The organism is Anaerophaga thermohalophila DSM 12881, from assembly GCF_000191885.1.
GTDB lineage: Bacteria > Bacteroidota > Bacteroidia > Bacteroidales > Marinilabiliaceae > Anaerophaga > Anaerophaga thermohalophila.
On record NZ_AEWI01000014.1, the window covers coordinates 26,123 to 38,142 of the forward strand.

The 12,020-nt window shown below is 39.5% G+C and carries 9 protein-coding genes and 1 tRNA gene; 2 read left to right on the plus strand and 8 right to left on the minus strand.

Features of this window, described 5'->3' with window-relative positions; all coding sequences use genetic code 11:
* Positions 1–41: 41 nt before the first annotated feature.
* Positions 42–115, minus strand: a tRNA-Ile gene (locus ATH1_RS0106100).
* A gap of 916 nt (positions 116–1,031) precedes the next feature.
* On the opposite strand from ATH1_RS0106100, the gene ATH1_RS0106110 reads away from it, so the two are divergent.
* A complete protein-coding gene (locus ATH1_RS0106110) occupies positions 1,032–1,658 on the plus strand; it encodes an HAD family hydrolase (RefSeq protein ID WP_010418984.1) in 627 nt (208 codons plus the stop codon).
* A 25-nt stretch (positions 1,659–1,683) separates the two neighbouring features.
* On the opposite strand, the gene ATH1_RS0106115 is transcribed toward ATH1_RS0106110, so the two are convergent.
* The 3 genes from ATH1_RS0106115 to ATH1_RS0106125 form a co-directional block, all read right to left on the minus strand.
* A complete protein-coding gene (locus ATH1_RS0106115; RefSeq protein ID WP_010418986.1) occupies positions 1,684–2,103 on the minus strand; it encodes an SPOR domain-containing protein in 420 nt (139 codons plus the stop codon).
* Between the two features lie 253 nt (positions 2,104–2,356).
* The gene (locus ATH1_RS0106120) at positions 2,357–3,058 is read right to left on the minus strand and encodes a response regulator transcription factor (RefSeq protein WP_010418988.1); all 702 of its coding nucleotides are present in this window, start codon (positions 3,056–3,058) and stop codon (positions 2,357–2,359) included.
* 201 nt (positions 3,059–3,259) lie between these two features.
* Entirely contained in the window at positions 3,260–4,288 is a 1,029-nt protein-coding gene (locus tag ATH1_RS0106125; protein WP_010418990.1) for a sensor histidine kinase, read from the minus strand.
* A gap of 244 nt (positions 4,289–4,532) precedes the next feature.
* On the opposite strand from ATH1_RS0106125, the gene ATH1_RS0106130 reads away from it, so the two are divergent.
* Positions 4,533–6,800, plus strand: coding sequence for an inorganic phosphate transporter (locus ATH1_RS0106130; protein ID WP_010418993.1), 2,268 nt, complete (start codon positions 4,533–4,535; stop codon positions 6,798–6,800).
* Between the two features lie 111 nt (positions 6,801–6,911).
* On the opposite strand, the gene ATH1_RS19060 is transcribed toward ATH1_RS0106130, so the two are convergent.
* From ATH1_RS19060 to ATH1_RS21935, 4 genes are read right to left on the minus strand one after another with little or no spacing between them, the layout of a single operon-like run.
* Positions 6,912–9,944, minus strand: a complete 3,033-nt coding sequence (locus tag ATH1_RS19060; RefSeq protein ID WP_010418996.1) for an Eco57I restriction-modification methylase domain-containing protein — start codon at positions 9,942–9,944, stop codon at positions 6,912–6,914.
* Between the two features lies 1 nt (position 9,945).
* Positions 9,946–10,530: a PDDEXK nuclease domain-containing protein gene (locus ATH1_RS21925; RefSeq protein WP_211208076.1), complete on the minus strand. Its 585-nt coding sequence runs from the start codon at positions 10,528–10,530 to the stop codon at positions 9,946–9,948.
* On the minus strand, positions 10,463–11,071 hold the full coding sequence (locus tag ATH1_RS21930; protein ID WP_211208072.1) for a DUF1016 N-terminal domain-containing protein: 609 nt from the start codon (positions 11,069–11,071) through the stop codon (positions 10,463–10,465). The genes ATH1_RS21925 and ATH1_RS21930 overlap by 68 nt, the downstream gene beginning before the upstream one ends.
* Before the next feature lie 4 nt (positions 11,072–11,075).
* On the minus strand, positions 11,076–12,008 hold the full coding sequence (locus ATH1_RS21935) for a hypothetical protein (RefSeq protein WP_211208073.1): 933 nt from the start codon (positions 12,006–12,008) through the stop codon (positions 11,076–11,078).
* Positions 12,009–12,020 lie beyond the last annotated feature (12 nt).

The following is a 12,020-nucleotide window of genomic DNA, read 5'->3' on the forward strand; positions in this document are numbered from 1 at the left end:
AGCCACTCACAGAAAACCTCTGTAAGTGGCTTTTTTTTAAGTGGGCCCAGCAGGGCTTGAACCTGCGACTCCCTGATTATGAGTCAGGTGCTCTAACCAACTGAGCTATGGGCCCGACAATATTTTATGCCTCTTGCCGAAGCGAATGCAAAATTACAAAAAGCACCGCAATTTTCAAATTTACATGTTCAAAAAAGAAATGTACGACACATTCAGCGTCAATTTTCTTTATATCTCAAACAAACTATATACAAGAGCCCATCAGACTCCGTTCTACTCAAGAAAAACGATAGAATCCCGAAAAGCCGGTCAAAATATTTATGAACCCGGCTTAAAAAGCATCTTTGTTGCCATACGCATTGTCGTTTTAAATTCTTAAACCCCCATTAACAACGAATTAATTCCGGTACGAAAATTTAAGCTGCCTTGATTTTCACAACAAAGATGCTTTTTAGGCCGCACTCATAGCACCTCAAAATAATAATATTTAGCCATCAATTGTTACTTTTGTACTGTATTTTCAGATAATTTGTTTTTATGAAACGAGCGTGGCAAAAATTGTTAGGACTGTTAGATTGTTAGATTGTTAGATTGTTAAAATTGTTAGATTGTTAGGATTGTTAGCTAATGTAATGAAACTCATAACATTCAAATAACTAACACATTAACAATATTAACAACTTTAACAATTCTAACGGCCCTAACAATTTATTAAATGTAAGATGAAACGAGCATGGCAACGTTTTGCCACAAACGAACATGTATAATTAACTTCTAATCATCTAAGAAACCAAAAACAGGGAACAGATTCTTCGTCGTTACCTCCTCAGAATGACATTAGACAGTCTGTCATTCTGAGCGGAGCGAAGAATCTAAAATCAATTAAAGCATAATAATTTGCATCAGACCAATAACTTAGATAAATTTTATACTGATGAAACGAGCATGGCAAAGTTTGTCACAAAAGAACATGTATAAAACTCATTCATGCGAGTTCCATCAGACCAATAACTTAGACTAATTTTATACAGATGAAATCACAAAATAACGGCTTAAAAAACATTATCTTCGATCTTGGCAATGTGCTGGTTCCACTCGAAACAGAAAGAGCACGCACTGACTTCAGGAAATTAATGCCCGAAGACAGCCGGTTTAAAGATCCTTTTTCACTTGTATCTCTCGAATGTTTTACACAGTACGAAATCGGGCAAATATCCTCTTCCGGATTTTTCAACTGCCTGAAACCCTATTTTCGGTCAGATATAACACAAGAGGATTTTTTTCACGCATGGAACCGGATTATCGGGGATTTCCCGCCGGAACATGTTGAAATGTTGAAGAATTTGCGAAAACGTTACAACCTGTATTTGCTCAGTAACACCAACGAAAGTCACGTTAAATATTTCGAAAAAAAAGTCCCCGGCGTCAATCACATCGGGGAGCTTTTCGAAAAAGTATATTATTCGAACATAGAAGGATTGCGAAAGCCACAACCCGAAATATACAAAGTTATTCTGGAGCAAAACAAACTCGCCCCTCAGGAAACACTATTTGTCGACGACCTGCCGGAAAACATTGAAGCAGCCGGCAAGCTTGGCATTCAAACGCTGCATGTTACACCCGATGTTGACCTGCCAAAATGGTTTTCAGGGTTATAGACTCTTGTCCCCATCGGCTCAGCCATTATTTCTTGACCAGAACCCAGACATCTTCCTTGCCTGGCTGCTGACGCTCCTCCTTCATTTTAGATATGGCCTCACCTTTATCTTGAAAGCCCATGTACGAAACCTTGTAAAATTCGCTGTTGACACCCCAGTTTCGGGTAATCACCTGCGCGTTAAAACCCTTTTCGGAGAGCTGTTTTTGAAACGACTCAGCGTTGGAAGGATTAACAAAACTTCCGGCAATCAGGAAGTACTTGTCAGGTTCCGGCTCCGGTTCGGGTTCAGGTTTGGGTTGTTGAACCGGCTGTAGAAGTGTATCCGCCCCGGCTGATGTTGTCACTTCTTTTTTAACCGGCTCCGGTTCTTTCTTTTCTTTTTTATCTTTGCAAGCCACACAAACAAATGCAAGGGTAATGGCTACCAAAAAAATCTTCTTCATAATTGTAAAATTAGATTTGCAATAACGTCAATACGCTACTTTATTATTGCAATTTAAAAATAAGTTGCATATAAAGTCAATATTTGACCCGATACTCCGTTAAACTTTTGCAATAAGCTGCAAACCATTTGTTTGTATTCAAAGACGTCCGCTTGTTAAAATGCAGAATATCAGGGCTATACAAAACATCTCATATCTTATATCTAAAAATCTATCGATCTATTGATCTATATTGACCAATATTGCAAAAAAATCAGTTCACAAATTTGTAGCCAACTCCCTTTATTGTCCTGATATGATTCTGCCCTATTTTCTCACGTAATTTTCGTATGTGAACATCTATTGTCCGGTCGCCAACAATTATATTATCTCCCCACACAGAAGAATATATCTCATCGCGCGTAAATACACGATCGGGTTTAGAGGCAAGCAGCAGGAGCAATTCAAATTCCTTTTTGGGAAGGACAAGCTCGTTATTTCCTGAAATAACGACATATTTTTCTTTATCGATTGTCAGATCCCCAACAGAAATTCTTGTATCATCACCTGCTGTATCCGAATATATTCCCGATCTGAACCGTTTCAAAAGTGCTTTAACCCGGGATATCAGCACCCGTGGTTTAATTGGTTTGGTAATATAATCATCTGCTCCTGCGTCAAACCCGGCTATTTGGGAATAGTCCTCCCCTCTGGCAGTCAGAAAGACAACAAGAGTGTCTTTTAAAGAAGGGATTTTTCGAATTTCCTCACAGGTTTCTATACCATCCATCCCGGGCATCATAACATCCAGAACAATCAGGTGTGGATTGAGAGATTGAGCTGTTTTCAGTGCATCTTTGCCGTTGGTGGCTGTCTCCACCTGAAATCCCTCTTTTTTCAGGTTGTAACCGATGAATTCCAGAATATCCGGTTCATCATCTACCAAAAGGATTTTGTAATCTGTTGATTCGCTCATTATCGTAATTTCTAATTAGTGTCTCTCCATAAATTACCATTTACTGTGGTTACGTTTGTCCGAAAATTACTCATTTACGATAAGTAAACTCCGTATTTTCAAACTTCGCAAGCCTTGTAAACAACAATTTCTGAACAGACACATGATTTGGTAAAACTTTTTCCGACTTTACAGACGGGCACTAATTTAAAAAATCTGCTTTCAGGCTTTTTCCAGAGTAAACGTGAAAGAAGTCCCCTTCCCCAACGTACTGTTCACATTAACGGTTTGGTTGTGGGCTTCTATAATATGTTTTACAATTGCCAATCCAAGGCCGGTTCCGCCCTGCTCACGTGAGCGGCTTTTGTCGGTACGGTAGAATCGCTCAAAAATACGTGGCAAATCTCGTTCTGCAATACCAATTCCATTGTCGCGTACTTCCACCAAAACCAGGTTGTCCATATCGTAAAAACTGACCGTTGTGGTTCCACCATCTTTACCATAGTTTATCGAGTTAACGATCAAGTTACTGAGTACCTGAAAAATTCGTGGTTTATCGGCCCGAACGTGAATGTTTCGATCGACAGTCCGGCCAAACCTCAGTTTTATTTTCCTTTTTTCGGCACGTACTTCCTGTAAATCGAAAACCTCTTCCACCAGCTGGTAAATGTTAAATCGGGTAAAGTTCAGTTCAAGTTCGCCCGATTCCAGCTTAGATATGGACTCAAGGTCTTCAATAATCGATATCATGCGATCGATGCTGCGCTCTGTTCTTTTCAGATAGAGCATATTGATTCCCGGATCATCGATACCGCCTTCAAGCAGTGTCAGAATATATCCCTGTATATTGAAAATCGGCGTTTTCAACTCATGCGAAACATTACCCAGAAAATCTTTTCGATACTTTTCCAGTTGCTTCAGCTGCTGTATCTCCATGGTCTTCCCCTTCATCCATTCGGTCACTTCACGATTTACCTGCGAAAAAATATCACTCCCGTTTTCATCCAAATCTCTGGCGGCAGACTTAAAATTATGAATGGTTTTATAGATGGGTTTGATCTTAGCATAAATAAACAGGTTGATAAAATAGTTGACGGCCGAAAATGCAATTCCCGTAAACAGCGGAATAGTAATAATCAGAGAGATGGCCAGGCTCGGGCTAAAATAATTAATCAAAAAAAAGAGCACGGCAAGAACAAGAAAAGTAACGGTAATGAAACCAACAATTTTTTGTGGGGCAATGGACTTCATATTTATCTATTAGAAAATTCCCAACTCCGTGGCACACAAATTTAAACGAAAAAATATTGAAGCAAACACTTATGCAAAATAACCCGTTTGTTAACCCAATGTTAAGTAAAGAAAACCGCTAAAAACAATTAAATTAAGAGTAAATTTGGGAAAAAATAACGGATAAATCTAACAAAAAATTAATATACCGGACTGAAAAGTCCCACCTTATGCGAGTATTTTTGTTGCCAAAACATACAGGAAAATGACATTTGTCTGGACCATTGCCATATTACTTTCATTGCTGGCCATTGCCGATTTGGTCGTAGGCGTATCCAATGATGCGGTAAACTTTTTGAATTCGGCCATCGGCAGCAGTGTTGCTTCCCGGCGCACCATTTACTGGATTGCCGGAGCGGGATTGATTGCGGGCACCTTTTTCTCGACCGGCATGATGGAAGTGGCCCGGAAAGGCGTCATTTATCCTCAAAACTTTTATCTGACCGAACTGATGGTCCTATTTCTGGCGGTAATGATTGTAGATGTCATTTTGATTGACACATACAATACGCTGGGTTTTCCTACATCCACGACACTCGCGGTCGTATTCGAGCTAACTGGTGCAGCACTTGCCATTGCAGTGCTTAGGACAAACCATACGGTTCCGGGCGAGATGGTTCTTACCGATTACATAAACACGGGCAGGGTGTTTTTACTCTTCTCAGGCATCCTGGTCTCGATTCTCTTTGCATTCCTCACGGGTGCAATTGTTCAGTTTATCTCAAGATTATTGTTCACTTTCAGTTATCACGGGCGGTTCAGGATACTTTTTTCATTTTTTGGAGCTTTTGCTATTTCAATTATTCTGATCCTGATTTTTAAAAAAGGCGTTGAAACCCCAGCGGTATGGGACGCCCCGGTATTGAAATGGTTCAGTACAAATCCCGTGTTTCAGTTCCCGACAATTTTTGCCATTACTTTTTTTGTTTTATACCTGCTTGGGCTTCTCTTCCAGATAGACATCCCACGCATCGTTGTCCTGTTTGGGACATTTGCACTGGCACTCTCTTTTGCTGCCAACGATCTGGTCAATTTTATCGGTGTTCCACTGGCCGGTATTGAAAGTTTTAAAGCCTTCCTGATTTCGGGTCATGGGGGCGGCCCCGACAATTTCAGCCTTTACTTTTTGAACGATGAATGGTTGCGCAATCATGGTTTTGAGGATGGTATTTATGTGAGTTTTTTCCTCCTGTCGGGTATCGTTATGATGCTCACGCTTTTCTATTCGCGAAAAGCCCGTTCAGTGACAGAAACGGAAATGTACCTGGGACGCCAGCTACCGGGTCGTGAGCACTTTGAACCTTCACAGCTTTCACGAACCATGGTCAGACACTTTCTGACACTTTTCAAAAAAATTGAAAATATCATGCCCGATAGGATGCATCGTTTCATCTCAAGCCGGTACAAGAAAGATGAAAATATTTCCGATTTCAAACAGGTTGACGAAGTCATCTACTTTGATTCCCTCAGGGCAATGGTGAATCTCGTTGTTGCAAGTATCCTGATCAGTATCGGAACCTATTGGAGATTTCCCCTTTCTACAACAATTGTTGTGTTCATGGTGGCAATGGGAACCTCTCTGGCCGACCAGGCCTGGGGACGCGAAAGTGCCGTTTATCGTATCTCAGGGGTATTATCTATTTTGGGAGGATGGTTCATTACCGCATGCCTCGGGTTCCTGGGTGCTTTTATACTGACCCTTCTTCTGTGGTGGGGAAGCTGGATTACCATTATCGTATCTGTCTTGTTTATGATCCTGTTTCTGTCCAGGAGCACAAAATATCACAAGAAAAGACAGACAGAACGCGAACTTTTCAAAGAAGAACTCTCCAACGAAATTTCCCGGAACATCGGATGGATAAAGAACACAGGTAGCGATACTGTGCGCAGGCTTATGCTGGAATCCTCAAAAATATACATGCTCATGGTACAGGGACTTCTGGATGAGGACGAAACAGAATTGTTCGAAATAACCCGCAAAACAGAAAACCTGAAAAATCAAATAAAGAATGCGAAAACAGAGTTTTTCTCAGCCCTTGGCCGCTTGCCCGAAGAGGCACAGGATTCAGGCCAGTTTTTTATCCAGGCCCTCGATTATCTGACCGAACTGGGAAACACGCTCTCAGCGATGGTCGTGCCTGCCTATAACCATATTAAAAACCACCACAAAGGTCTGATTGATTATCAGCAGGAAGACCTGAACACCCTTCTCGATGAAACCACCGCTTTTTTCAACTTCATGGTACACGTTGAAAAAGACAAGAAATTTATGATGTTCCATGAACTCATGCAGCGACAGGAAGCCGTTTTCAACCTCATCGAAAATTTCAGGCTGCAACATATCCGGAAGATAAGAAAAGGTTCGGGAAAAACCCGCATTAACATCCTCTATATGGAATTGCTGGGCGAAACCCGCAACCTGATCCTCTATTCGGTTAACCTGGTAAAGTCGTTGAAGAACTTCTTTGGGTGATCTTTTTCTCGCAGGTTTTTCCAGCCTTATTACCAAAATTTTTTGAAAAGAAGGCATATCGTTCTAAATTAAAGGCGGATACAATGAGAAAATCAAATAATAAATATATTCTTATATTTTCATGGCTGAATTAGAAAAAAGTGAACGGAAATGGCCGTTTTCACTGGGGGATATCCACCGTTTTTTCCATATTGAATAAATATTGATATAAGGCGGATTCCCAATCACCACATCAAAACCGTCCTTTTCTTTCCAAACCTCATGGAAAAAGAGTTTAAAATCAAAATCAATTTTATAACCGACTATGTCAGAGACAAACTGCAATTGCTCCTGAATTTTATTATCAATAATTTGCTTTTGTTCCTGTTTCTTTTCTTTATCGGTAATATGAAAATAGTGAGTAGTTAGTTTTTCAATTTCTGTGGCTAATGCATCGTTAATTGTAGTACCATCAGGAATATTAATCAAAGAATTTCCCTGCACGATTTTATATTCCAGGTTGGGCAAAGGCTCAATCGCATCTATTCGTTCTTCGTCAACAACCATCGAAAGCCACAAACGGAGCTTGGCAATTTCCACTGCACCGGCATCAATATCGACACCGTAAATGGAGTTTTGTATGGCATTTAATTTAAAACGATAGGCACTGCGTTCATAGTTCCTCAAGCTTCCAGCTTGAGTTTTACTTAAGTTGGAAGTTTGATGATCTTTTCTTAAACCATTCCTCAAACTGGAAGTTTGAGAAGTTTGAGGTGATACATTATTTCTCAAACTGGAAGTTTGAGGTACTTTGGAAAATTTGGGATTATCTTTTATATACTGCCGTATTTTATGTAATTGCTTTTCACTTCGAATAATATGGTCAAATGATTCGTACATCCAAACCTGCCCTGAATTCCCGGTAAATTTATTTATTTCATTTGCAGTAAATGACTTCCATGAGTGTGTTATTTTATCCAAAGTCCAATTTACTTTGGGCACAACTATGACATGCACATGGTTAGGCATAACAATAAATTCATCAAGAAAGTACCGTTTCCCATCGAAATATTTTAACGCATTTTCAACAATCTCTTTAATCTCAGGATTGGCTAAAATGCAGGAGCCATAGCCGCTGTCAAGTAATTCATCATAACGTTTTGAAAAAAGCTTATGATATTCAATTCTTGCATGCTTAGGGAGCTTTTTTAATTCTGAAGTATCTCTTATTTTATATTTATTCAACCAATTTTCGCGTTCATTTTTGATTTTATTTTTTGCATTATCAGGGATAGAATCGCCCAAACGGAAAGTTACAAAATAAGCTACTCCTTTTTGACACCAATGTGGGAGGTCTCTTTCGTGAATTTCAGTTTCAGCATTTTTGTCGAAATAGATAATGTCGAAATCATCATCTCTCAAGGTGGGTGGGTTTTCGCTCAAGCTGGAAGTGGGCGGGTTTTCGCTCAAGCTGGAAGTGGATGAGTTTTCGCTCAAGCTGGAAGTGGATGAGTTTTCGCTCAAGCTGGAGCCGGGCGGGTTTTCGCTCAAGCTGGAAGCTTGAGACACTATGAAGGGAGTCAACAATTTGCGCAGTTTTACAATTTCGTTCATAATACCCACAGGAAAGGCACCGGAACCCACTGCCGGGTCACAGATTTTTATGTTTTCTAATGCTTTATCAATGATATCAGCATACAGTTTTATGCTATCGGGTATTTTTTCTTTTTTGTCTGCATGTTTTAGTTTACCTTCTTGTACAGCAATATCTTTGTCAATAATATGTTCGCCGTAATGGATGAAGGTTTCCAAATCAGTGTGCCAATCGTTTTGTTTACTCACGTTTTGTTTACTCAAGCTGGAAGCTTGAGTCACTATGGTCTCTAAATAATAAAGCAAACTTTGCTGTGCCATGTAGTGCACAATTTCACGGGGGGTGTAAAATGCGCCTTTGCTTTTTCGCTCGGTTACATCGAGCATCCTTTCAAAAACTTTTCCAAGCATTTCGGGGTCAATAGCAACTTCGGTTTCCAGAGGTTCATCTTCTTTTACCGTAAAATTGTACAAATCGAATACATCAAGTATTCCATAAGCTTCCTCATTTTCTCCCAGGCTGGAAGCCAATGTTTCTCCCAAGCTGGAAGCTTGGGGTACTATGGTGGAAAATATTTCATTCGGGATAACGATATCTGTTTTTTGCCAATCGTAAAATTCAATGGGGTCGAACAATCCACCATTTAAAAACGGGATTCGTGTATTAAAACGCTCGTAATAATCGGTTACGCGTTTTTTGCTAAGGGCATCGTAAAACAGGTATTCGAGATAATCATTAAAAAAGTTTTCGCCCGGTTTTGTTTTATTAAACAGGCTGCGCAGGAAGTTCTTATCACCTTCACCGTATTTTTCTTTTTCGCCAAGGCCCAGCCAGCCTTTTTTCTGCAGGAAATACAAAAATACAATTTGCCCGAGCAGTTTTTTAGAGAAATTCAGGATGCTGATGTTTTTACTTTCAAATTCTTCTTTGACTGTATTATCTTTCTTTACAATTTTTTCAATCTCATCCACCAGGTTAAACAACAGGGCTTTGTATTTTTCGTAAAATTCGTCTGAAACGGCTTCAATGCTAAAAGCATCTTCAATATCGGAAAGATAAGGCGCATGGTCGTTTTTCAGCAAGTCAATCAACTGGCGTTGCGCAGTGTGGCTTTTACCTGATTCGCCCACCATAAAAGAGGAACGTTTGGCGGGTGTGAGTTCATCTGCTTTCTTTTCGAGGCTGTATTGCATTTTAATAAATGAAAACCGCCACTCGCTTGATTTTTCGGTATGAAATGCCACCAATGCTGCATCTCTATTTTTTCGTTTTAAGTACCAACGAATAAAATTTCTTTGAGTACTTCTCGCATAATCTAAAGAATGGTCGCGTTTAAGGTTTACAATCAATACATCAATTTCATAACCTTCTTCGTCTTTGTATTTACCAATTCGCTCGTATGAAGCAATAAAATCGCGAAATTCGGGAGGAATTATATTTCCGCTTCTTATGCCAAATTCAGCAGGATGAAGATTTTTAAGCAGGTTGCGTATAAAATAACTGAATTTATCTTTATCGAAAGGATTTTCAAAAACGTCGGTGATGATATTTTTGGCTTCGTATAGTTTCATATTACATTTCCTTTAATTCCTTTTCAATGTGTTGTTGCAAAATTTTGGCATCGGGCAGTTTCAGCATGTATTTTTTCACGAACAGATTTTGGTCCATTCCGGCAGTAGCGTATTTTACAAGGGCGTGGTCTTTTTCGGCAACCAACAAAATACCTACCGGTTGATTATCGCCTTGTTCACTTATCTCTTCTTTATAGAAATTCAAATAGGTATTTAGCTGCCCAATATCGCCATGTTCAAATTCGCCGATTTTAAGGTCGATTAAAACATGGCATTTTAATATACGGTGGTAAAAAACCAAATCGATGAAATAATATTTTTCACCAATCAGTATGCGTCTTTGGCGGGCTTCGAAACAAAATCCATAACCCAGTTCAACAATAAACTGTTGCAGCTTGTCGAGCAGGGCTTTTTCCAAATCCGATTCTTCCACGATTTCTTTAATTGGTAAGTCGAGGAATTCAAAGGCATAAATGTTTTTTACAATATCGGTACCTGCCTGAGGCTTTGTTTTCTTTTTAACCAGTTTTGCCAGTTTTTCCGGGTTTTTGGATAGGCTGCTGCGTTCGAAATACAGGCTGTTGATTTGCCTTTTTCAGTTCCCGCACGCTCCAGGCGCCTTTGATGCATTCAATTTCGTAGAAGGTGCGTTTGAGTGGTTCGTCAATGCTAAGCAGTTGTTCGATATGTGTATAAGAAAGTTTGGTAAGGATTTTTTCACCCGGCACAAATAATCCGGTTTTTAATTGTGGGGACGCTGGCCCCACTTTCTCAGTATCGGACAAAATGGGGGTCAGTGCCCCCCGAATCTCAATTTGTTCAAAAACGGGGTTCACCGACCCCCGAATTGTATCTGCAATTTGTGGATAATAAAGATAAAAAAGCCTAAACCGGCGAAGACTTCTTTCATCAAGTCCTTTGATGTGTGTCAAATTACCGGCAATTGACTTCAATAGTGATTTCCCATATTCCGCCCTGTCTTTTCCGTTTTGTTCAAACTCCACAATGTAGTAACCAATTAACCAGTTACGGATAGTCAGCATTTGGTTTACTGCGTTTACAGCCGATTGCTGTAATTGCTGATGCAGTTGCTGAATGGTCGAAACAAGTTTGTTAAAATTGTCCATGTGGCTATTTAATAAGATATTCTGATAAAATTACTTCTTTCGGAATACTCATTGAAACATCTTTTGCCGATGCAGTGTGATTGAAAAACTGCCCGGGCAGGTTTCGTTTAATGGCAGCGAGAATTTTCATAGGATTGGTTTCATCCTTTATTTCTGAAAAAATTCTTTTTGCCACTGTTTTTGGCATTGCACCTTCATCAAGCATATCTCTCACTTTTGTCAGGTATTCATCATCGGTATCGGTGAAACCATTGTAGCGTTTTATTTCTTTTGCATTCAGGATTTTCCGGATTCTTGTGGCATTATCCCTTCCACCTTTTTTAGAAGTATCTTCTACTTCTTCTTTTTCAAACAAATCAATTTCAATCTGGGATTTATTACTCTTGAGAAGTTCGTGAAAATCTTTATGAATTTTTTGTCCCGGTGTTTTTTCAGAAGCCTCAAAAAGTTTTGCAGTAGTCAAAAAATCGAGTTCGGTATTTTGTGATTCGCTTGCCAGATAAAATTTTTCCAGTTTCCCTTTTCGGAAATAGGTTATCAATGCATTTTCATCCAGTTTAAAAGCAACATTAGCTTTTCGGGCAACCCTGGCCTTACGGGGCAAATTTTTAATCAGAGCAAATAATTCCCTGTTGTTATCTCTAATATCTTCAATAACCCGTAGATATTTCAATTCGCTTTCCTCTCCGTCTTCGTCTCCGATAATAAACTCCTTAGAAGTCAATTTATTGAAGAGTTCAAACGACTTTACTTCCTCTCCGTCTGTAAGCAATTTTGCATCATTCCCGAGCATTTCAATAAAATAATTGATTTTGGCAATGGCTGCTTCTTTCAATTTTATAATGTCGTTGGCTTCTTCAGTTGGGAAAAAGTTGTATGTATAAATTTTGTTGAACGGTGTGTCCACCCGGTTAATCCTGCCCACACGTTGAATCATCCGGGTTGGATT

Coding starts and splice junctions, on each gene's coding strand:
- ATH1_RS0106110 (WP_010418984.1), top strand. CDS start 1,032: ATGAAATCACAAAATAACGGCTTAAAAAACATTATCTTCGATCTTGGC.
- ATH1_RS0106115 (WP_010418986.1), bottom strand. CDS start 2,103: ATGAAGAAGATTTTTTTGGTAGCCATTACCCTTGCATTTGTTTGTGTG.
- ATH1_RS0106120 (WP_010418988.1), bottom strand. CDS start 3,058: ATGAGCGAATCAACAGATTACAAAATCCTTTTGGTAGATGATGAACCG.
- ATH1_RS0106125 (WP_010418990.1), bottom strand. CDS start 4,288: ATGAAGTCCATTGCCCCACAAAAAATTGTTGGTTTCATTACCGTTACT.
- ATH1_RS0106130 (WP_010418993.1), top strand. CDS start 4,533: ATGACATTTGTCTGGACCATTGCCATATTACTTTCATTGCTGGCCATT.
- ATH1_RS19060 (WP_010418996.1), bottom strand. CDS start 9,944: ATGAAACTATACGAAGCCAAAAATATCATCACCGACGTTTTTGAAAAT.
- ATH1_RS21930 (WP_211208072.1), bottom strand. CDS start 11,071: ATGGACAATTTTAACAAACTTGTTTCGACCATTCAGCAACTGCATCAG.
- ATH1_RS21935 (WP_211208073.1), bottom strand. CDS start 12,008: ATGATTCAACGTGTGGGCAGGATTAACCGGGTGGACACACCGTTCAAC.